The following is a 22739-nucleotide window of genomic DNA, read 5'->3' on the forward strand; positions in this document are numbered from 1 at the left end:
ACCATCATACCAGCCAGCGATGTTTCGGGCTTGTGGGTCTGGGTTGGAAGGAACACGTCCCCAACCAACCCAGACCCACCCAGCCCCATGTTACGGCGTGAAGTTAGAACGTGACGGTCTTGGGCTCGGCGGTAAACGAGCAGAACGTTGCGGTGGCGTTTTCGAGGGCGAAGACCTCGCAGTTGCCGTCATCGGCGGCGTACATGCTTTGAAGCTCAGGGTATTCACCCAAAACCGCCTGACGCGCCTCGAGGCGGTCGTCGGGCACGGCGTCGGCGGTGAGGCGCAGCCAGCCGCCCTCGGCGTCAACCGCGCTGATCGCGATGCGCGGATGCGCGAGCATCTGGTCGGACACCGGTTTGATCTTGCCGGTCTGGATGTACAGCTTGTCCTCGAACTTCGCGATCGTGCCGAAAGGCCGCACCTGCGGGTTGCCCTCGGCGTCGACGGTTGCCAGGAAATACGTCGGGTTCTTCTTCAGATACGCCAGGACCTCATCCATCGCTCTTCCTTTCTCGCGTTGGCCGGACGTTGGCCGGATATCGTCTATGTACCCATCAGGGGACACGGCAGCCCGCTCGCCTTGCTCCACATCGTGCATAGCGGACGGGTCGCTGTGTCCCGCTGGGCCCGAATTGGTATACCCTAGACGGACGACACAACCGACGAACGCGAGGAATCGATGATCGTAGAACAGCACGCCCTGTGGGGCGATGAACCGACCGCGGAGCATCCGGCGACCTATACGGCGTATCTGGCCGAGCCTGTGCCCGCCCGCGCCGACGAGCCGCGCCCTGCCGTCGTCATATGCGGTGGCGGAAGCTTTACCGCCATCAGCGCGCATGAGCAGGAACCCGTTGCTTTCGAGTTTCTCAATCGCGGCTTCCAGGCGTTCGTGCTCGACTACGTGACGAGTTCCACCGGCAACGTATCCTTTCCGAATCCGGAGGCCGACCTCGCCAAGATGGTCGCGACCGTGCGCGCGAACGCCAAGGCATGGCATGTCGACCCCGACAAGGTGACGGTTGTCGGCTTCTCCGCCGGCGGTTTCATCTGCGCCTCACTGGCGGCGCAGTGGAAGGCCGGTCCGTTTGCCGCGCTTACGGGCGAGCGCCCCGAGCGCCTTCGTCCCGACGCCGCGGTGCTTGCCTACCCGCTGCTCGACATGCGCGTCATCCGCGACGAACAGACGCGCGACCCGCGCATCGACCTGCGCGTTCCCAAGACCGGTGGCAAGACCGGGCGCGATCTGCTCAACGACTACATCGCCATGGTCATCGGCCGCGAGGCGACCGACGAGCGCATGGCCGAGGTCTGCCCGACCTCGCACGTCACGCGCGACATGCCTCCGACGTTCGTATGGGGTGCCGCCGACGACAGGACCTGCCCTATCTGCCAGGTGTACGACCTGGCGCAGGCGATGGCGCGCGAGGGTGTCGTCCACGAGCTCCACGTGTTTGACCAAGGAGGACATGGGCTGTCCGTGGCGAACGTCAACACGCGCTGCGATAATGAGGACCGCGCTCAGGCCGTTCGCGCTTGGGTCGACTTGGCCTTTGATTTCTTGGACCGCAGGGGGCTCGTGTAGGGGCGCGCGGACACGAAGGAGACGGACGCGATGATCGACATCACGAAGGAAATGATCTTGGGGCCCGTGGCGCTCATCTGCCTGGTGGGGCTCATCGTGGCGTTTCGCATGGGTGCGCGCGTGTTCCATCGGGCGGCGGTGCCCTTTGCCCTTGCGCTGTTCCTGTCCCTTGTGGGGCTGACGTGCTGGGGCGAGAACGGTTTTGCGATTCCTGCCTACTCACTCATGCTCGTGTTCCCCCTGATCGCCGTCGAGCTGCTCGCGCTCAACGGCGTCATGCTGCTCATCCGCGACGGACACGTGACGGCTCTGTCCGGCGCGCCGATTGCGGGTGCGTTTGCGATCGCGATTCTGTACACGCTGGTCCCGCAGGCAGTTGATGCTGCGAACAGCGCGGTTATCGACGCGGTGGTGAACCTGTTCGCCCTCGAAGGGCTGTGGGTTTCGTTTGCCCTGACGGCGCTTTGTCTGTGCTCGCTGGCCTATCGGGTCGCCGGGCGCGAGATGGTTCCCGACCGCGCGCATCCCTTCGATTTCATCCTCGTGCACGGCGCCGCCCTCGCGGGCGCGCGACCCTCGCCGCTGCTCATGGACCGCCTCGACAGCGCCTACACGCTGTGGGAGCGTCAGGATAGGCAGGGCGTGATCGTCGTGTCGGGAGGGCAGGGCTCCGACGAGGTCGCCTCGGAGGCGAGCGTCATGCATTCCTACCTGCGCGACCGCGGCGTTCCCGAGGAGCAGCTCGCCGATGAGGACCGTTCCACCACGACGCGCGAGAACCTCGAGCTCTCGCGTACGATCATGGATGGCCTGGCGACCGGCTCGCCGTACCGCGTGGCGCTGGTGTCGAGCGACTTCCATGTGTTTCGCTGCCTGTACCTTGCGCGCCGGATGGGCCTTGATGCCGAGGTCATGGGTTCTGCGACACGGCGCGATACCTGGCTGCGGTCCATCGTTCGCGAGTTCGGAGCGGTGCTCGCGGACAACCTCTGGACCTTTGTGCCCGTGGCTGCCATGTGGGTGGTTTTCGTGCCATAGACGGGTTGGATGGGGACGTGTTCGTTTCAACCCATGCCGCAGGTGCGGGCGCACGGCTCTGGGTCCGTGCGCCGCGATTTTAGGGTATTGGAAGGTTTGCCGAACGAGAGGATGGACAAGGCATGTCGTTTGATGTCGCAAAGGCATATCTGGATAGCATCGGTTTGAGCGATCGCGTGATCGCGACCGAGGCGCCGAGCTCGACGGTCGAGGAGGCAGCGGAGGCGCTCGGGTGCAAGCCGGAGCACATCGCCAAGACGATGGCGTTCCTGGTGGACGAGGCGCCAGTGCTCGTGCTGTGCGCCGGCGATGCGCGCGTGAACAACAGCATGTTCAAGCAGGTCTTTCACACCAAGGCCAAGATGATCCCCGGCGACGTGGTCGAGGGGCTCGTGGGCCATGCGCCGGGCGGCGTGTGCCCCTTCGGCGCCAAGCCGGCTGCCCGCGTGTTTCTGGACGAGTCGCTGCGCCGTTTCGAGGTGGTGTATCCCGCCTGCGGCAACGACCACAGCGGCGTGCGCCTGACGATTCCCGAGCTCGAGCTGGCGACGCGTGCCGAGGGCTGGGTCGACGTCTGTCGCGGCTGGCGCGAGGACGTGTAAGCTCAGGCGCGCGGATGTGATTTCACCCCTGGGGTGAAATCACATCCGCGCCCGCGGGTCATTTGGGGACGTGCTCCATCCAACCCATTCGGCACCCTTGGTGCCGAATGGGTTGGATGGAGCACGTCCCCAAATGACCCGTCATGCCGCGGTGGCATAGGTGCATGCATGCTTTCAATTGGATTGGCTGTCCTGGCCGTAGCACCATATACTCAGGGCCGGATTCGGCCCTGAGTGAACAAGCGAACGGCAGGGAGGACACCATGAACGCAGCCGATCAGGAAGCCATCGAGCGTGCGACCAAGCGGTTCGGCGAGCTGATCGCCGGTGAGCTCGAGCGCATCGAGCGCGTGCGCCAGGACGGCACGCCCAAGGATTACACGAAACTCGACCACATCACCATCGGCATCCTGCCCGGCGACGGCATCGGCCCCACCATCGTGGGCCAGGCGGTCCGCGTGCTCGAGTGCCTGCTTGCCGACCAGATCGAGTCCGGTCGCGTCGAGCTCCGCCACATCGAGGGCCTGACCATCGAGCGCCGCGCCGCGCTCGGCGAGTCGCTGCCGCAGGATGTCCTGGACGCCGCCCTCGAGTGCGACGTGCTGCTCAAGGGCCCGCTCACCACGCCGCGCCCCGGCGACCCGTATCCCAACCTCGTGAGCGCCAACAGCCTGCTGCGTCGCGGTCTGGACCTGTTCGTGGGCATGCGCCCCATTCGCATGGCCGACAAGGGCATCGACTGGACCTTCTTCCGCGAGAACCTCGAGGGCGAGTACATCTGGGGCGACAAGGGCATCCAGGTCAACGACGACCTCGCCGTCGACTTCAAGGTCTGCACGCTGCCGGGCACCGAGCGCCTCGCCCGCATGGCGCTCAACTACGCGCGTGCCAACGGCAAGACGACTGTTACCGTCATCACCAAGGCCAACATCGTCAAGCATGCCGACGGCAACTTCCAGCAGATTATCTGCGATGTCGCGGAGCGCGAATATCCCGACATCACCGTCCAGACCCGTCTGGTCGACGCGACGGCCGCCAAGCTCATGGATCCCGATTTCAACAAGGACTTCCAGGTCATCGTGCTGCCCAACCTCTACGGCGACATCGTGACCGACATCGCCGCTGAGCACCAGGGCGGCCTGGGCTCCGCCGCGTCGGCCAACCTCGGCAGCCAGCACGCGCTGTTCGAGGCCATCCACGGCACGGCCCCCACGCTGGCCGAGCAGGGTCTGTCGCCGTGGGCGAACCCCTGCAGCGTCATCCGTGCCGCCGGCCTGCTCGTGGGCCACATCGGCTTCCCCGAGCGTCGCGCAAAGCTCGAGCAGGCGCTCGACATCTGCTGCGACACCGAGCGGCGTGTCGTCATGGGCTTCGGCGACGGCCCGACCTCGACTGACTTTACCGATTACCTGATCGAGACCATCCAGAAGCTCGGGTAAAAAAAGACGATCTTTCGGGTGTGCCCTCGCGCGAGTGAGGGCACACCCCGTTTGCGAGCATGTATAAGGAGTGCGCCATGAGGCAATTCAAGACCGTCGAGGGTGCCGACGGGTCGTATGAGCTGCCCAGCGTCGCGGTTCAGCGCACCGCCTGTCGTATCATGGACGGCACGGTCTACGTGCGCAAATAACAGCGATTCTGGATATAACCATCGCTTTCGCGGGCGCGTCGAGGACAGGGAATTCTCAGTGCGCCCGCGCCTGTCACGAATCCGGAGCGGCCCTCCCGTCGCTCGTTGGTGCGGTTGTGGCACAGAACTGACGTTTACTGTCAGGCGAATCAGGGCTAGGCGGCAATATACAAATTCAAAGCTAAAATATACAGACATTCCGTCCGAAATCAGATGAAATACGGCGCCGTGTTGCGCAGTCCTTTCGCTTGCACGAACGAAAAGAGCATCCGAGCATCCATACAGGCCCCTTCCGGGGTCCAAGAGCCGCCTTCGCGACCAGCAACCGTCCGTTTCCGGCGCTCAAGAGCTACCTTCGCGATCAGTAATCGTTCATTTGTGACCACAAATGAGAAAACGAGCGTCCCTCGTCCCGCAAATTCGACGCGAAGGCGTGCATAAACCCTGCCGAGGCCGGAACACCCTATTCCATCGTGCTTGCGATGACATCCTCAAAGTAGCGGATGAGCTCGGAGTCGGCGCGCGAGAGTGACCCGTTGCCAAAGGTGGCGATGCATAGCGCCCATGCGGCGTTGCGCTTCTCGTCGAGCGACAGGAACTTCACGTCCGCGTCCTCGAGGTTTGCGAGCTTCGTGTAGCTCTGCGGCCCGACAGTGTAGCCCATGCCGCGCGCCGCGAGGCTCTGCGCGGTCGTGTAGTCGCGCACCTCCAAGATGATATTGGGGCGCACACCCGCCTGCATGAACGACGTGTCGCATACCTGACGGATGCGCTGACCATAGGGAACGGCTATGAGGGGTTCATCGTTCAGCTCGCGGATGTCGATCACGGGGTAAGGATAGCCTTCGCGCTCGACGCCTTTTGCGGCCAGCGGGCTATCGGCCGCGGCGGTCACGATGAACGGGTCTTTCCAGAACACGTCGTATTCGATGTGGCGGCTGCCCTCTCCGGTAAGGCGGTGCATCACGGCGAAGTTGATCTCGCAGGCCATGAGGGCGCGGTCGAGCTGTTTGGAGTTTCCCTCGACGATCTCGAGCTTGATGTTGGGATAGCGCTTGTGGAACGCCGGGAGCACCTCGGGCAGCAGCATCTTGCCGAGCAGGCGCGTGGTGCCGAACCTGACGCTGCCCGACGCGAGCGCCTCCATGTCGGAGAGCTCCGTCTGCAGGTCCTCGTACAGCTTGAGCACACGGTTGGCCATCGCGAGGTACATCTTGCCGGCCTGCGTGAGACGAAGGCCCGACGAGGTTCGATCGAACAGCTTGGCGCCGAGCGATTCCTCGATGCGCTGGAGCGATTGCGAGAGCGAGGGCTGGGCGATATAGAGTTTGCGTGCCGCTGCCGACACGCTGCCCTCCTCTGCAATGGTCTTCACGTAGGTGAGTTCCCGATCGTTCACGTGACCTCCCTCGTCCGGCGCTTGCTGCCACATCGGTTTCCTGACTGAAACAGTAGCCGACAAATTGCCGCTCAGCGGGAGAATTTCGCCAACGTCAATAAGTAGTAAAGGACTAACACACCTATCTACCTGCGCGTATAGGTTGGGCATTATGAAGCCCATCCAAACATCGTATTTGTTGTGGACACTCTGTGAACTGATACTTAACCCATCGAACGTCCACATTCGACGTAGGGGAGTGCACATGGATGCAGTAAAGCTGTACGAAGGAGGCATCTACCTCGTTGACGGCGAAACCGTCGTTCCCGCAAGCGAGGTCGATGCCATCAAGGGTATGACCGGCGAGGAGGTGAACGCCGAGTCCGCGCGCAAGGGCACGATCGCCTATCGCATCATGCAGGACCACAACACGTCCGGTGACGCCGCGAACCTCAAGATCAAGTTCGACGCGCTGACGAGCCACGACATCACGTATGTCGGCATCGTCCAGACCGCCAAGGCCTCCGGCCTGACCAAGTTCCCGATCCCGTACGTGCTCACCTGCTGCCACAACTCGCTGTGCGCGGTGGGCGGCACCATCAACGAGGACGACCACCTCTTCGGCCTGTCCGCGGCCAAGCATTACGGCGGCATCTACGTTCCGCCCCACATCGCCGTCATCCACCAGTACATGCGCGAGATGATGGCCGGCGGCGGCAAGATGATCCTCGGTTCCGACTCCCACACCCGCTACGGCGCCCTGGGCACCATGGCCATCGGCGAGGGCGGCGGCGAGCTCGTCAAGCAGCTCCTCGGCCAAACCTACGATGTCGCCACGCCCGAGGTCATCGCCGTCTACCTCGAGGGCGCGCCCGCTCCCTACGTCGGCCCGCAGGACATCGCGCTCGCGATCATCGGTGCCGTCTACGAGTGCGGCTACGTCAAGAACAAAGTCATGGAGTTCGTCGGCCCCGGCGTCGCGAGCATGACCACCGACTACCGCAACGGCGTCGACGTCATGACCACCGAGACCACCTGCCTGTCCTCCATCTGGCGCACCGATGCCGACACGCAGAAGTACCTCGCCGACCACGGCCGCGCCGACGACTTCCGTCAGCTCGATCCCGAGAAGGTCGCCTACTACGACGGCTGCGTGCGCGTCGACCTCTCCAAGATCCGCCCGATGATCGCCCTGCCGTTCCACCCGAGCAACGTCTTCACCATCGACGAGCTCAACGGCAACCTGGACGAGATCCTGGCATCCGTCGAGGCCCACGCCGACGAGATCGCCGGTCGCGCCGGTTCGCTCGACCTGCGCGGCAAGGTGGACGCCGCCGGCCTGCACGTGCAACAGGGCACCATCGCCGGCTGCGCGGGCGGTAACTACACCAACGTCATCGAGGCTGCCCACGCCCTGCGCGGCAAGAGCTGCGGCGACGGCGCCTTCAACCTCTCCGTGTACCCCTCCTCCCAGCCGGTCTTCGCCGACCTGGTCAAGAAGGGCGCGATCTTCGACCTCATGCAGGCCGGTGCCATCATTCGCACGGCGTTCTGCGGCCCCTGCTTCGGCGCGGGCGACACGCCGGCCAACAACACGCTGTCCATCCGTCACACCACCCGCAACTTCCCCAACCGCGAGGGCTCCAAGCCCGGTCAGGGGCAGATGGCTGCCGTGGCGCTCATGGACGCCCGCTCCATCGCTGCGACCGCGGCCAACGGCGGCGTGCTGACCTCCGCCGAGACGCTCGACTGCTGGGGCGACGTGCCCGAGCACGAGTTTGACGCCTCGTCCTACGATCACCGCGTGTTCAACGGTTTCTCCGCGGCAAAGGAAGAGGAGCCGCTGTGCTACGGCCCCAACATCAAGGACTGGCCCGAGATGGAGGCGCTCGGTGAGAACGCCCTGCTCCAGGTCTGCTCCAAGATCCTCGACCCGGTGACCACCACCGACGAGCTCATCCCGTCCGGCGAGACCTCGTCCTATCGCTCCAACCCGCTGGGCCTGGCCGAGTTCGCCCTGTCCCGTCGCGACCCGGCATACGTCGGCCGCGCCAAGGACACCGCCGCGCTCGAGGCCGAGCGCAAGGAGGGCGCCGTACCCGCCGCCATCGCCGACGTCTACGAGGCCGCCCGCACCGTGGTGCCCGAGGCCGATGCCTCCAACACCGAGATCGGCTCCATGGTCTACGCCATCAAGCCCGGCGACGGCTCTGCCCGCGAGCAGGCGGCGAGCTGCCAGCGCGTGCTTGGCGGTCTTGCCAACATCTGCGAGCAGTACGCCACCAAGCGCTATCGCTCCAACGTCATCAACTGGGGCATGCTGCCCTTCCAGTCCGATGATGAGCCCGCCTTCGAGCCGGGCGACTGGATCTTCGTGCCCGGCGTGCGCGAGGCCATCGCCAACGGCAAGAGCGAGTTTGTCGGACACATCATCCGCGACGGCAAGGTGTGCGGCACCATGGCCCTCTACACCGCCCCGCTCACGGATGACGAGCGCCAGATCATTCTCGACGGTTGCCTGATCAACTACAACCGTCGCAACTAGGTGACGCGCGAGCGCGCGGGTCAGCTTTATAGCTGCCAGGCTGGCCCGCGCGCTTGGCTTCATATACGCAATGGAACTGTGTTCGATTCCCGCATGGGAATCACCCGCTACTTTGAAGGAGGGAATCCATGACTCTTGCTGCAGCTGTCGGCCTCATCATGATTCTGATCTTCATTATCGGCGTCATGAAGCGCTGGCTCAGCCCGTACGTCGGCCTCGCCGTCGTGCCTTTGGCTGCCGGTATCATCTTCTGCCTCATCACCGGCCAGAACGTGCTCGATGTGTTCGAGTGGGTGTACAGCGGCGTGTTCTACGCCGTTGAGGACGGCGAGGTCTCCGCAGGTACCGTTCGCTCCGCGATGATGGTCCTGTTCGCCTGTACCTACTTCACCCTTATGATGCAGGTCGGTCTGTTCGATCCCTTGGTCATCGCCATGATCAAGCTGGTCAAGGGCGACCCCATGAAGATCATGATCGCCTCTACGCTGGTCGCTGCCGGCGTCTCCCTTGACGGCGACGGTACCTCCACGGTCCTGATTACCACGGCCGCTTTCGTGCCGCTGTACAAGCAGTTCGGCATCAAGACGCCCTACCTGGCGATCCTCATCTGCCTGCCCACGTCGGTCTTCAACATGTCCCCGTGGGGCGGCCCGCTTGCCCGCGTGCTTTCCGCGCTGAACCTCGACGTGACCGAGCTCTTCCCGCTGCTGCTTCCGGGTATGGGCGTCGCGCTTATCTACTGCGTCTTCGTCGCGTGGTTCCTCGGTAAGAAGGAGCGCGCTCGTCTTGGGTACACCCATGACAAGGCCGCTTCGATTACCGCTGAGGAACTCGAGAAGATGTGCGACATCGTCCGTAACAACGAGCCCGAGTACAAGCGCCCCAAGCTCGTGTGGTTCAACCTGATCCTCTCCGTGGTCATCATGGTCCTGCTCATCGGTGGCTATGCCAACTCCGCGGTGCTGTTCGGCGGCGGCCTCGCCCTCGCCCTGCTCGTGAACTTCGGCATTGACTTCCACCTGCAGAAGGATCGTCTGGCTGCCGCCCTCGAGGACGGCATGCCCGCCGCTGCCATGATCGTTGCCTCCGGCTTCCTCATGGGTATCCTTACCAACTCCGGCATGGGTGACGACATCGCCATCTTCCTGGCGAGTCTCGTTCCCTCCGGCATGGAGAACCTGCTGCCTCTGTTCGTGGCCATCCTCGGTATTCCGGGTCTCATCTTCCTGTCCTCCGACGGCTACTACTTCGGCATCCTGCCGGTTCTCGCCGGCCTTGCCACCCAGTACGGCATCTCCGCCACCGCCATGGGCGTCGGCGCCATGATCCCGCTGGCCACCTACTACGCGACCCCGCTCATCGCTTGGATCTGGATCCTGATCGAGCGCTGCGAGGTCGACTTCGGCGAGCACCAGAAGGGTATCCTCAAGTGGGGTCTCCCGATGTTTGTCATCTACTGCGTCGTCGCAGTGCTCACCGGCGCCATCCCGCTGATCTAAGCTACGCGCCTCTCCATCAGGCCCGGACGCCCGTAGGGCAGCGACGGGGTCCGGGCCCCTGCACACCTCGTGTGCTCAGTAATCTGCCTTTTCCCTTTTCCCTTTTCCAACCCGGTGCGCCCCGCTCAAGCGCACCGGGCCTTTTTGTGTGTACAGACACCTTGCATACTCACCGATTCCAATTTGAAGCACTCACTTCGCGCGCCGAGGGGGTGCTTTATACGCAAATCGCTTCTTCGGGGAACACGTACCCGCTTTATATATTGGCTGTTCCTATGGATTAGATTGCAAACAAGTATTTGAGCTATGGAGTGCGGCGTAGAACAATCTAAAGTGTCAGGTTGCTGGGCGGTGATGTCGGGTGGATGGCGGCAGCTCCATCTGCTCGTCTCGCCGCTCGGCGCCCACACAGGGAATTGACCCCGGGGGTCCTGCTATCGGCATACATGGTGCGGATGGCAGGACCCCCGGGGTCAATCTGGTTGCTGCTTGGATGTATGCGAAATGACGCCGGGGCTCTTTCGCGGGTGGCTCCTATGCTAGGCAGCGGCGGATGAAGCGCTCGTAGATATCGATCATCCGGTCGGTGTAGAACTCGGCGATGCCGTGGTCGGCGCCCTGCACCAGGTAGAGCTCGGCGTCCTTGCCGCACGCGCGGAGCTTTTCGAACAGCTCGACGGACATCCGCGTGTTGACCTTGCGGTCCTTGGTGCCGTGGGCGATGAGCACGGGCGGAATGGCGAGCTCGGGCGTGATGTAGGTCACAACGGAGCCCTTCTCGCGCAGCTCGGGGTGCTCGAACATGTCGATGTTGCCCATGAGCAGGCACTCGGGGCTTCCCGGCGTGTGGTGTTCCGGCGTGATGGGGAAGGCGTCGTCGGCGATCAGGCTCACGGCGCCGTACAGGTCGATGACACCGCAAACGGTGGCCGAAATGCCGGGATAGGCGCTGCCGCCCGCGTCTAAAAACGAGGCGAACACCGCGGTGTGGCCGCCGGAGGAGTTGCCTGCGACGATCATCTTGTCGGGGTCGATGCCGAACTGCTCGGCGTTGGCGCGCAGGAACCGGATGGCGTTTTGTGCATCGATGATTTGCGCGGGAAAGGCCGCGTCGGCGGCGGGGCGGTATTCGACCTCCGCGACAACGTAGCCGCGTGCGGCGATGCGCGCGAGCTGGGGAATCAGGGCGTACAGCTTCTGCGGGCGCCATGCGGACCCCTTGACGAAGGCGATGCAGGGCAAAGGTTCGTCTATACCGTTGCGCGTGCGGGGTTTGAGCACCTGCAGGCGCAGCTCCACGCCATCGGCGGTGGCATATGGAACGTCGTGCAGGTATTGGACCTCGACCTCGTCGCCGGTCGTCTCGATGAGCGTCGCGCCGTCGACCTCATCGCAAAACTCGGGAAACTCCTCGTAGCTCCATGCTTTGACTTCCATAGCTACCTCCTGCAACAGCGCTAATGAACGCCTGCATTATAGGGCGGCGGCAGTATGCCGGCTCGCATATCGCCATACGAGTTCGGCATAAAGGTATAGCGCCTTTCAATTGGATTGCGGCGTGCCGCCCTTCCATAATGAGGGAAAGATTGCGACTTCTATCTTATGATAAAGGGGTCTTGACGATGGATGCGGTGAAGCTCTACGACGGCGGCGTGTACCTGGTCGACGGCGCTCTGATCGTGCCCGAGGCGGAAGGGGACGCCGTCGAGCGCATGACGGGCAGCAAGGCAGATCCTGTCGCCGCGCGTATGGGCACCATGGCCGCCCACATCCTGTGTGCACATGATACGTCGCAAGACGACGGCTCCCTGCGTCTGCGGTTCGACGCGCTGACCTCGCCCGACAACGCGTTTGTGAACATCATCCAGACCGCCCGCGCCTCAGGGCTCACGGAGTTCCCCGTGCCCTATACGCTCACCTGCTGCCACAACACGCTGTGCGCCGTGGGCGGCACCATCAACGAGGACGACCACCGCTTCGGCCTGTCCGCCGCCAAGCGCTATGGCGGCATCTTCGTACCGCCGCACCTGGGCGTCCTGCACCAGGTGATGCGCGAGACGCAGGCGGGGTGCGGCAAGATGATCCTCGGCTCCGACTCCCACACGCGCTACGGCGCCCTGGGAACGCTCGCTATCGGCGAAGGCGGTGGCGAGCTCGTCAAGCAGCTGCTCGGCAAGACCTACGACATCCCCGCACCCGAGGTCATCGCCGTGTACCTCGAGGGCAAGCCGGCGCCATATGTGGGTCCGCAGGATATCGCGCTCGCTATCATCCGCGCGGTGTTCGACTGCGGCTACGTCAAGAACAAGGTGATGGAGTTCGTCGGCCCCGGTGTCGCGAGCATGACCTGCGACTTCCGCAACGGCGTGGACGTCATGACGACCGAGACGGCAGCGCTGTCCTCCATTTGGGTGACCGACGACAGCACGCGGCGCTTCCTTGCCGCCCATGGTCGCGAGGACGAGTTCACCGAGCTCAAGCCGGCGTCGGTGGCCTACTACGACGGCTGCGTGCGGGTGGACCTGGCGCAGGTCCGTCCCATGATCGCGCTGCCGTTCCACCCGAGCAACGTCTACGCCATCGACGAGCTGTACGACAGCCTGGATGAGATCCTGGCTTCCATCGAGGCTCGTGCCGACGAGATCGCCGGGTACGCGGGTTCGATCGACCTGCGCGGCAAGGTGGACGCCGCCGGCCTGCACGTGCAGCAAGGGAGCATCTCGGGCTGCGCGGGCGGTACGTATACGAACATCATGCAGGCGGCGCGCGCCCTGCGCGGACGCAGCTGCGGCGACGGCGAGTTCAGCCTGTCGGTGTACCCGGCGTCGATGCCGATCATGTCGGCGTTGGTCAAGCAGGGCGCCATCACCGACCTGATCCAGGCGGGCGCCGTCGTGCGCACGGCGATGTGCGGCCCGTGTTTCGGGGCGGGCGATACGCCGGCGAACAACGCGCTGTCCATCCGCCACAACACGCGCAACTTCCCCAACCGCGAGGGCTCCAAGGCGGGGCAGGGGCAGATGGCGGCGGCCGCCCTCATGGACGCCCGCTCCATCGCCGCGACGGCGGCCAACGGCGGCGTGTTGACGAGCGCCGCCGCCCTTGACTGCTGGGGCGATGTACCCGAATACGAGTACGATTCCGCGCCCTACGCGCATCGCGTGTACAACGGCTTCGGTAACCCGTTGCCCGACGAGCCGCTCGTCTATGGCCCCAACATCAAGGACTGGCCCGAGATGGAGCCGCTGGGTGAGCATGCACTCGTGCAGGTGTGCACCAAGATCCTGGACCCGGTGACCAACACCGACGAGTTCGTGCCCTCCGGCGAGGCGTCGTGCTACCGCTCCGACCCGTTCAAACTCGCCGAGTTCACGCTTTCGGGCCGCGATCCCGAGTACGTGGGACGCGCGAAGACGACGCGCGGCTACGAGGAGAGCCGTCTTGCCGGGCGCCTCGACGAGGGATGCGCGGCGGTGTTTGCCGTGGCAAAGCGCATCACGCCCGACGTCCGCGCGGTGGATATCGAGATCGGCGGCATGCTGTACGCGACCAAGCCCGGCGACGGCTCGGCCCGTGAGCAGGCGGCGAGCTGCCAGCGCGTGCTCGGCGGCCTGGTCAACGTGTGTCGCCAATACGCGACCAAGCGCTACCGGACGAACCTCATCAACTGGGGTCTGCTGCCCTTTCGTACCGACGACGAGCTGTCGTTCGAGGTAGGGGACTGGCTGTATATCCCGGGCGTGCGCGCGGCGGTCGAGGCCGGCGCGGGCGAGCTTGAGGCCCATGTCATCCACGGTGGCGAGGTGGCGGGCACCATGACGCTGCTGCTCGACCCGATGACGGATGACGAGCGCCAGATCATCCTCGACGGCTGCCTGATCAACTACAACCGCAAAGGCTAACGGGTCATTCGGGGACGTGCAGACGTCGGGGTCGCACTATAAAGCTGGGTAGCATCGAACTCCACGGAAAGGTACGCACCATGGGAGCATCGCTTACACGGAAGATCATCGAGTCGCATCTCGTCTCGGGCAGCATGGAGCCCGGCGAGGAGATCCTGCTGCGCGTCGATCAGACGCTCACGCACGACATCAACGCCGTCATGACCTACCTCGCCTTCGAGGCGCTCGGTCTCGACCGCGTGCGCACCGAGCTGTCGGTGTCCAACCTCGACCACAACCTCCTCTACATCGACAACAAAACGCCTGACGACCACATCTACCTGCAGTCGGCTGCCAAGCGCTTCGGCGTGTACGTGTCGCGCCCGGGCAACGGCATCTGCCACGCCATCCATACCGCGCGCTTCGCGGTGCCCGGCAAGGTGCTGTTCGGCGGCGACTCGCACACCCCGCACAGCGGCGCGGTGGGCATGCTGTCGATCGGCGTGGGCGGCATGGACGTCGCCACCGCGATGGCCGGTCAGCCCATGCGCCTCGTCATGCCCAAGGTCGTGCAGGTGTACCTCACCGGCTCGCTCAAGCCCGGCGTGAACGCCAAGGACGTCATCCTGGAGATGCTGCGCCGCGTAGGCGTCAAGGGCGGCCTGGGCCGCGCGTTTGAGTACGTGGGCCCCGGCGTGGAGACCCTCGAGGTCCCCGAGCGCTGCAGCATCGCCAACATGGGCGCCGAGATGGGCGCCACCACCTCGATCTTCCCGGCTGACGAGCAGGTTCGTCGCTTCATGGCCGCCCAAGGTCGCGAGGACCAGTACCTCGAGCTGCTGCCCGACGAGGATGCCGTCTACGACGAGCGCATCGAGCTCGACCTCTCCTCGCTCGAGCCGCTCATGGCCTGCCCCGCCCTGCCCGACAACGTGCACAAGCTCGACGAGGTCGAGAAGGTGCCCGTCCAGCAGGTGTTCATCGGCAGCTGCACCAACGCGAGCTATTCCGACATCGCCAAGGCGGCGCTCGTGCTGCGCGGCCACCATGTGAACGAGAACGTGAGCTGCACCTGCGCCATCCAGTCCAGGCAGGTCTACAAGCAGCTGCTGCACGACGGCTACATCGACATGCTGCTCGATGCCGGTGTGCGCCTGCTCGAGTTCGCCTGCGGCCCGTGCTGCGCCATCGGCCAGGTGCCGGCTACCGACGGCGTCGCCGTGCGCACCTCGAACCGCAACTTCCGCGGCCGTGCCGGCAGCCCGACCGCCAAGGTCTACCTGGCGAGCCCCGAGAGCGCCGCGGCCACGGCCGTCGTGGGCACGTTCGCCAGCGCGCGCGACATCCTGGGCGACGAGGTGGAGCAGCTCGGGAAGATCTGCGAGCCTGATTCCTATCCCGTCGACGACAGCCTCCTCATCGAGCCGCTGCCCGCGAAGGAGGCCGAGCAGGTCGAGATCGTCCGCGGTCCCAACATCAAGTTCCTGCCCATTCCCGACGAGCCGACCCAGCACCTGTGCGTGCCCGTCTCGCTCAAGGGCGGCGACAACATCTCGACCGACGACATCACGCCCGCTTCGGCCGAGCTCTCCAGCATGCGCTCCAACATCCCGCTCATGTCCCAGTACTGCTACATGCGCTACGACCCCGAGTTCGCCGAGCGTGCGCGCGAGATGGGCCAGTCCATCATCATCGCCGGCGAGAACTACGGCCAGGGATCGAGTCGCGAGCATGCCGCCATCAACCCCATGTACCTGGGCGTACGCTGCGTGATCGCCAAGAGCATGGCGCGCATCCACAAGGGCAACCTCATCAACCACGGCATCATCCCCATGCTGTTCGAGGACCCGGCTGCCTACGATTCCATCGAGCAGGGCGACGAGCTCGAGATCGAGGGCCTGCTCGATCAGATCCCGACGCGCCGCGTGGTCGTCAAGAACAAGACGCGTCACTTCGAGTTCGGGGTGACGCTCGACCTGTCCGACGCCGAGATGGAGGTCGTGCTCGCCGGCGGCCAGCTGCGTCTGCTCAAGGCCAAGCTCGCCGAGGAGGACGCCGCGGCGAACGCGTAAGCGACGGAGCGTCCTGTCGACGCGTGTGGCCTGTTTCCTTTCGATCGATGCGGGGCAGGGCTGCCTACCTGCTGTGCTCCACAAGCGGCCTGCTCCGTTTTGATTGCCATAGCCGCTCGCGATGCGCCGGGTTCAGCTGCCCGGATCCGGTGCACCGCGGGCGGCTATTGTTATTTGATATAGATCCTCGGCTCCGTATTGGCCGATAATGAAATGCAGGCAGCGCTGTACGGAGGAGGGCTATCCGCATGAGGGATTCCGATTGGGAGATCATCGACGAGCTGTATCGCAATCCCAACGTCTCGCGCGCCGCTGCCGCGCTCTATATGACCCAGCCGACCCTCACCAAGCGCCTGCAGCATATCGAGCGCGAGCTCGGGGTGAGCATCGCCGAGCGCACGCCGAAGGGCCTCGTGTTCACGCCGGAGGGGACGTATCTGGCGGGTCGTGCCGCTGAGCACAAGGAGTTCGTCGAGCAGACCAAGCGCGGCCTGGCCGAGCTTGAGCAGGAGCGCCAGCGCACGGTTCGGATCGGCTCGTCCTACACGTTCAACAAGTACAGCCTGTGGGGCGTGCTCGGTGGATACACCGAGGTCGGCGACCCCGAGGTGCGCTTTGACGTGGTCAACGAACAGAGCGATACGCTGTTTCGCAAGCTGCTCGACGGCGAGGTCGATATCGTGTTCGTGCGCGGCGATTTCGAGGGACCCGTGCGGCGCATCCTCGTCGACTGCAACCAGGCGTATCTGGTGAGCCGCGGTCCGGTGGATATCGACGATCTGCCTGCGCTCGATCGCATTGACTTTCGGACCAACGAGCAGTCGATCGAGCTGCTCCAGGCGTGGTGGCGCGAGCGCTTCGGCACGGACATGACACCGGGGCGCAACGTGGGCTACATCGACTTCACGTGGGAGCTCGTGGCACAGGGGAAGGGCTATGCGCTGAGCTTCGTGCCCGAGAACTTCAAGAACAGTCGCGACCTTCACCTGACGCCGCTGTTTTACCGCGACGGCTCGCCGCTCGTGCGCAGGACATGGTGCCTGTATCCCAACAGCAAGTCGCTGCCGTCGCATATGAGCGATTTTGTCGACTACGTGCGGGACCATGTGGCCATCGGTCCGGACGAGATCCACCAGCCGCGCTGCCTTCAGTCCTAGTGATGGGTCATTTGGGGACGTGTTCCCTCCAACCCATTGGCGGCCGTGAAGGCCGCCAATGGGTTGGAGGGAACACGTCCCCAAATGACCCATCCACCGGGCAGTGCAATGTGCTGCCCGGTGCAACAAAACCCCTGGGGTGAAATTACGCGCCCGCCCCGGACGGCCTGTCGGCTCGTGTTTCGCCGATTCGTGCTAGAGTACGAACGATTGGTTTACCGAGGGAAGCGATAGAGCATGACGCTTGACGAGTTGGAGATCGGTAAGGACGCCATCATCGCGTCCGTGGAATCCGACGATGCGGTGCTGCGCCAGCACATCTTTGATATGGGGCTCACGCCGGGCACCGAAGTCACCATGATGAAATACGCCCCCATGGGCGATCCCATGGAGATCCGCCTGCGCGGCTATGAACTCACGCTGCGTCGCGATGATGCATCGCGCATCGAGCTCGTCAACGTCCATGATGCGCACGAGCTGCGCTACCGCAACGCCTCGCCATCCGCCACGGCGCATCCGGCGCTGGGCGAGGAGCCCGCCCGGCCGCGTCGCGAGGGTGCCGCGCTCTCCGAGAGCGCACCGCTTGCCTTCGCGCTCGCCGGCAACCAAAACTGCGGCAAGACGACGCTGTTCAACCAGCTGACAGGCTCCAACCAGCATGTCGGCAACTTCCCGGGCGTCACGGTGGATCGTAAGGACGGTCAGATCAAGGGTCATCCCAACGCGACCATCACCGACCTGCCGGGTATCTACTCGCTGTCGCCCTATACGAGCGAGGAGGTCGTAAGCCGCCAGTTTATCTTGGACGAGCAGCCCGACGCGATCATCGACATCGTTGACGCCACCAACATCGAGCGCAACCTGTACCTGACCCTGCAGCTCATGGAGCTCGACCGGCCGATGGTGCTCGCGCTCAACATGATGGACGAGGTGTATGCCAACGGCGGCACCGTGGACGTCAACGCGCTCGAGGCTGCTCTCGGCATCCCGGTCGTGCCCATCTCGGCCGCCAAGAACGAGGGTATCGGCGAGTTGACCGAGCACGCGATTCACGTCGCGCGCTATCGTGAGCGTCCGGGGCGCATCGACTTCTGCGCCGCCGACGGCCCCGACGGGGGAGCGCTGCACCGCTGCATCCACGGCCTCATCCACTTGATCACCGACCACGCCGAGGCCGCGCACATCCCCGTGCGCTTCGCTGCGACCAAGCTTATCGAGGGCGACCGCCTCGTGATCGAGGCGCTGGCGCTCGAGCAAAACGAGCTCGACGCCGCCGAGCACATCATCTCTCAGATGGAGGGGGAGTCGGGCACCGACCGCATGGCGGCCCTTGCCGACATGCGCTTCTCGTTTATCGAGCAGGTGTGCGGGGCGTGCGTCGTTAAGCCGCATGAGAGCCGCGAGCATCTGCGCTCCGTTGCCGCCGACCGCGTGCTCACCGGCAAGTACACCGCCATTCCGGTGTTCATCGGCATCATGGCGCTCGTGTTCTGGCTGACCTTCGACGTGATCGGTCAGCGCCTGTCCGATCTGCTCGAGATCGCTATCGGCGAGTTCACCGCGGTGGTCGACACGGCGCTCGGCGATTTTGGCGTGAACCCGGTGGTGCACTCGCTCGTGATCGACGGCGTCTTCGCGGGTGTGGGCAGCGTGCTGTCGTTTTTGCCCATTATCGTCGTGCTCTTCCTGCTGCTTTCTATCCTCGAGGACTCCGGCTACATGGCCCGCGTCGCCTTCGTCATGGACAAGATCCTGCGCAAGCTTGGCCTTTCTGGCCGCAGTTTCGTGCCCATGCTGATCGGGTTCGGCTGCAGCGTCCCCGCCATCATGGCCACGCGCACCCTGCCCTCCGAGCACGACCGCAAGATGACGGTCATGCTCACGCCGTTCATGAGCTGCTCGGCCAAGCTTCCGGTCTACGCCCTGTTCTCGGCGGCGTTTTTCCCGGACCACGCCCCGCTCGTCATGATCTCCCTGTACATCATGGGCATGGTCGTGGGCGTGCTCGTGGCGCTCGTGCTCAAGCACACCGCGTTTCGCGGCGATCCCGTTCCGTTCGTGATGGAGCTGCCCAACTACCGCCTGCCTTCCGTGAAGACCACGGCGCTGCTCGCGTGGGATAAGGCGAAGGGCTTTGCGACCAAGGCCTTTACGATCATCTTCGTGGCGAGCGTCATCATCTGGTTCTTGCAGACGTTCGATATTCGCTTCAACGTGGTGGACGATCAGGCCCAAAGCATGCTGGCTGCGCTCGCTGCGCTGATCGCCCCGGTGTTTGCCCCGCTCGGCTTTGGAAACTGGATTTCCGCCGCCGCCCTTGTGGCTGGATTCGGCGCGAAGGAAAACGTGGTGGCGACCATTACCGTGCTCATGGGCGGCTCGACCGCCGCGCTCGCACAGCTGTTCACGCCGCTTACCGCCTTCGTGTTTTTGACGTTTACCCTGCTGTACACGCCGTGCGTGGCCGCCATCTCCGCGGTGCGCAGCGAACTTGGTCGCCGCTACGCCCTCATCGTCGTGCTCATGCAGTGCGGTGTGGCGTGGATCGTGGCCTTCGCGGTGCACGCGATCGGCATGCTTCTCGGGTTGGCGTAGCCGTGTCAAAATAGTGGTTTACGGTTCGGTTTTGGGGCGACCTGCCGAGTAGCCGAATTATACGTGCTTCTCTGACCAGCGGGTTTGTTGGTGGGAAGGGCGTGGCTACTCAAGGGGTGCCGTTAAAACCGAACCGTAAACGCGATTTAGGTTTTGCATGGCCCGCGCGCACGCGAAATCGGGCGTATCAAGGCGCGAAACAGGCCCGTTACTGTCGAAAACTACTCGGAAACTTGCACCTGGCAGCTGCGCATGGTGGCAAGCGCCGCCTCGTGCGCAGCGGGGGTGACGCCGGCGCACAGATGCGCGTGCGTGCGCACGGGAATCTCAGGGAAGTGGGCTTTGATGAGCAGGGTGTTGCTCACCACGCAGATGTCCGTGCACAGGCCGATGACCTCGATGGAGTCGATGGGTGCGTCGTCGTTTTGCTGCGCAAGCCACCAGACGAGCTCGACCGACCCAAACGTGGGCTTGTCGAACACGGGCGCCTGACGGTCGGCGCGTACGGCTTCGAGCGCGGGAACGAGCTGCCAGCCTTCCGTGTCGCGGATGCAGTGCTCAACCGGCAGGTTGCGGCCTTCCTGGGTCTGAAGGTAGTCCGCCTCGTGGGTGTCGCGCGTGAACGCGACGGTGCCCTCGAAGGCGCGGGCGTAAGCGGCGACGTCGTCGACGATCGCCTGTGCCTCCGGCGTGCCCAACGAGCCGTCGACAAAGTCTTTCTGCATATCGATGACGACAAGGTAGTTGTTGGCCATGATGCGCTCCTTGCGTGTGAAGGCGAATGGGGAATTTGCAACGATGATACCGCGCCAGCGGATTTCTGGGGAAGTTCAATTCAAGATATGATAGAGTGTCATCAAATTGAACTTTGAACTTCAGGTAAGCAAGTAGTTCAATTTCTGTTTTGTCTTGAACTTCGGAGGGTGCATGGACCACCAGATGTTCGCCGAGCGGCTCAAATCGGCCATGGGGCAACGCGGCCTCAAGCAGACCGACATGATTCGCGCCGCGTCCGAGCTCGGCGGCAAACTCGGGAAAAGCCAGATGAGCCAGTACGTGAGCGGAAAAACCATGCCCCGCCGCGACATGCTGCGCCTGCTCGCCCAGATTCTCGAGGTCGATGCCGCGTGGCTGTCGGGCGAGCTCGCGGACGCAGGCGGCTCCGCTCAGGCCTCGGTACCCGCGGGCGAGCGAGCTAGCGCGCGGCATGAGGCCGCTTCCCCCACCGTCGGCACCAAGCAGCCGGAACAGAGCCGGCATGCCAGCAAAAGGAGCACATACATGCGCGAATTCAAGAAATCCACCAAGCTCGACAACGTCCTGTACGATGTGCGCGGACCCCTCACCGATGAGGCCGCCCGCATGGAGGCCGAGGGTCAGCGCATCCTCAAGCTGAACATCGGCAACACCGCGCCGTTTGGGTTCCGTTCACCCGAAGAGGTCATCCAGGACATGCGTCACCAGCTGACCGAGTGCGAGGGTTATTCCGAGGCGCGCGGCCTGTTCAGCGCCCGCAAGGCCATCATGCAGTACGCGCAGCTCAAGAAGATCCCCAACGTGTCCATGGAGGATATCTACACCGGCAACGGCGTTTCCGAGCTTATTCAGCTGTGCATGAATGCGCTGCTCGACAACGGTGACGAGATCCTCATCCCCATGCCCGACTATCCGCTGTGGAGCGCCTGCGCCGCACTGGCCGGCGGCACGCCCGTGCATTACATGTGCGATGAGCAGGCCGAGTGGAACCCCGACCTCGCCGACATCGAGTCCAAGATCACGAGCCGCACCAAGGCCATCGTCATCATCAACCCCAACAACCCCACCGGTGCGCTGTATCCGCGCGACCTGCTCGAGCAGGTCGTCGAGATCGCGCGCAAGCACCAACTCATGATCTTCTCCGACGAGATCTACGACCGCCTGGTGATGGACGGTTTGGAGCACGTGTCCACTGCGGCGCTCGCCCCCGACGTTCCCTGCGTCACGTTCTGTGGCCTGTCCAAGTCGCATATGGCGTGCGGTTTCCGCATTGGCTGGATGATTCTGTCAGGCAACAAGCGCTGCATGAAGGACTTCATGTACGGCGTCAACATGCTGTCCAACATGCGCCTGTGCTCCAACGTTCCCGGCCAGTCCATCGTCCAGACCGCGCTGGGCGGCTATCAGAGCGTCGAGCGCTATATCGAACCGGGCGGCCGCATCTACGAGCAGCGCAACTACGTGTACGAGGCGCTCAACGCGATCGATGGCGTGACGGCGGTCAAGCCCAAGGCGGCGTTCTACATCTTCCCGAAGCTCGACGTGAAGAAGTTCAACATCACGAGCGATGAGCAGTTCGCCCTCGACCTGCTGCACGAGAAGCGCATCCTCATCACGCGCGGTGGCGGTTTCAACTGGCCGGAGCCCGACCACTTCCGTATCGTGTACCTGCCGCGCATGGGCGTGTTGCGTGACGCCGTAAACGACCTGGCCGACTTCCTATCCACATATCGTCAGGCGTAGGCGCCCGGGTTTATTCGGATTCGTTGCGCCGGTTGCTATGAGAGCCGGCCTTGAGGCGCTTGCCCCAAGGCCGGCTTTTGTATGCGAGGGCCGGTGCATCCGGTAGGTACGCGTCGACCGCGTGCGGCGCTCCTTGCGTGTGCCTGGTCGGCGCTGCTTTTGTGTGCATGCGGTTTCTCGTGACGTATTTGCGCTGCTACCTCTACACTTGCAATCTGGCCGGAAGGCCTGTGTGAGATCGCGGCAGGAAGGATT

Annotated in this window: 15 protein-coding genes and 1 pseudogene; 12 read left to right on the plus strand and 4 right to left on the minus strand. The window is 64.0% G+C overall.

Going from position 1 to position 22739, the window contains the following annotated elements; translation table 11 throughout:
- Window positions 1-103: 103 nt before the first annotated feature.
- Window positions 104-502 carry a pyridoxamine 5'-phosphate oxidase family protein gene (locus QUW00_RS04910; protein ID WP_289613271.1) on the minus strand — a complete coding sequence of 133 codons (399 nt, stop codon included), beginning with the start codon at window positions 500-502 and terminating at the stop codon, window positions 104-106.
- Between the two features lie 180 nt (window positions 503-682).
- On the opposite strand from QUW00_RS04910, the gene QUW00_RS04915 reads away from it, so the two are divergent.
- The 4 genes from QUW00_RS04915 (at window position 683) to QUW00_RS04930 (ending at window position 4667) form a co-directional block, all read left to right on the plus strand.
- A complete protein-coding gene (locus tag QUW00_RS04915) occupies window positions 683-1588 on the plus strand; it encodes an alpha/beta hydrolase (RefSeq protein WP_289613272.1) in 906 nt (301 codons plus the stop codon).
- Between the two features lie 30 nt (window positions 1589-1618).
- Window positions 1619-2626 carry a YdcF family protein gene (locus QUW00_RS04920; protein ID WP_289613273.1) on the plus strand — a complete coding sequence of 336 codons (1008 nt, stop codon included), beginning with the start codon at window positions 1619-1621 and terminating at the stop codon, window positions 2624-2626.
- A 122-nt stretch (window positions 2627-2748) separates the two neighbouring features.
- Complete coding sequence (locus QUW00_RS04925) at window positions 2749-3228, plus strand: YbaK/EbsC family protein (RefSeq protein WP_289613274.1); 480 nt, start codon at window positions 2749-2751, stop codon at window positions 3226-3228.
- Window positions 3229-3491: 263 nt separating this feature from the next.
- Window positions 3492-4667: an isocitrate/isopropylmalate family dehydrogenase gene (locus QUW00_RS04930; RefSeq protein WP_289613275.1), complete on the plus strand. Its 1176-nt coding sequence runs from the start codon at window positions 3492-3494 to the stop codon at window positions 4665-4667.
- Between the two features lie 654 nt (window positions 4668-5321).
- On the opposite strand, the gene QUW00_RS04935 is transcribed toward QUW00_RS04930, so the two are convergent.
- Entirely contained in the window at window positions 5322-6257 is a 936-nt protein-coding gene (locus tag QUW00_RS04935) for a LysR family transcriptional regulator (RefSeq protein WP_289613276.1), read from the minus strand.
- Between the two features lie 244 nt (window positions 6258-6501).
- On the opposite strand from QUW00_RS04935, the gene QUW00_RS04940 reads away from it, so the two are divergent.
- Together QUW00_RS04940 and QUW00_RS04945 are read left to right on the plus strand one after the other, a co-directional pair.
- Window positions 6502-8781 carry a hydratase gene (locus QUW00_RS04940; protein ID WP_289613277.1) on the plus strand — a complete coding sequence of 760 codons (2280 nt, stop codon included), beginning with the start codon at window positions 6502-6504 and terminating at the stop codon, window positions 8779-8781.
- 128 nt (window positions 8782-8909) lie between these two features.
- Window positions 8910-10280 (plus strand): citrate:proton symporter, encoded by a 1371-nt coding sequence (locus tag QUW00_RS04945; protein ID WP_289613278.1) that lies wholly within the window; start codon window positions 8910-8912, stop codon window positions 10278-10280.
- A 534-nt stretch (window positions 10281-10814) separates the two neighbouring features.
- Here the strand turns inward: QUW00_RS04945 and QUW00_RS04950 are convergent.
- Window positions 10815-11717, minus strand: a complete 903-nt coding sequence (locus QUW00_RS04950) for an alpha/beta hydrolase (protein ID WP_289613279.1) — start codon at window positions 11715-11717, stop codon at window positions 10815-10817.
- Between the two features lie 185 nt (window positions 11718-11902).
- Here QUW00_RS04950 and QUW00_RS04955 point away from each other — a divergent pair, with 185 nt between their 5' ends.
- From QUW00_RS04955 to QUW00_RS09360, 5 genes and pseudogenes are all read left to right on the plus strand, one after another.
- Entirely contained in the window at window positions 11903-14182 is a 2280-nt protein-coding gene (locus QUW00_RS04955) for a hydratase (RefSeq protein WP_289613280.1), read from the plus strand.
- Between the two features lie 80 nt (window positions 14183-14262).
- A complete protein-coding gene (locus QUW00_RS04960; protein WP_289613281.1) occupies window positions 14263-16233 on the plus strand; it encodes an aconitate hydratase in 1971 nt (656 codons plus the stop codon).
- A 248-nt stretch (window positions 16234-16481) separates the two neighbouring features.
- The gene (locus QUW00_RS04965) at window positions 16482-17390 is read left to right on the plus strand and encodes a LysR family transcriptional regulator (protein ID WP_289613282.1); all 909 of its coding nucleotides are present in this window, start codon (window positions 16482-16484) and stop codon (window positions 17388-17390) included.
- A 237-nt stretch (window positions 17391-17627) separates the two neighbouring features.
- Entirely contained in the window at window positions 17628-19985 is a 2358-nt protein-coding gene (gene feoB, locus QUW00_RS04970; protein WP_289613283.1) for a ferrous iron transport protein B, read from the plus strand.
- Window positions 19986-20061: 76 nt separating this feature from the next.
- A pseudogene (locus tag QUW00_RS09360) lies at window positions 20062-20124 on the plus strand (DUF1496 domain-containing protein); the annotation flags it as partial.
- Window positions 20125-20206: 82 nt separating this feature from the next.
- Here QUW00_RS09360 and QUW00_RS04975 read toward each other — a convergent pair.
- A complete protein-coding gene (locus QUW00_RS04975; RefSeq protein ID WP_289613284.1) occupies window positions 20207-20740 on the minus strand; it encodes a cysteine hydrolase family protein in 534 nt (177 codons plus the stop codon).
- Window positions 20741-20912: 172 nt separating this feature from the next.
- On the opposite strand from QUW00_RS04975, the gene QUW00_RS04980 reads away from it, so the two are divergent.
- Window positions 20913-22484, plus strand: coding sequence for an aminotransferase class I/II-fold pyridoxal phosphate-dependent enzyme (locus tag QUW00_RS04980; RefSeq protein ID WP_289613285.1), 1572 nt, complete (start codon window positions 20913-20915; stop codon window positions 22482-22484).
- Window positions 22485-22739 lie beyond the last annotated feature (255 nt).

The sequence above is a fragment of the Collinsella tanakaei genome, from assembly GCF_030373545.1.
Classification (GTDB): Bacteria; Actinomycetota; Coriobacteriia; order Coriobacteriales; family Coriobacteriaceae; genus Collinsella; species Collinsella tanakaei_C.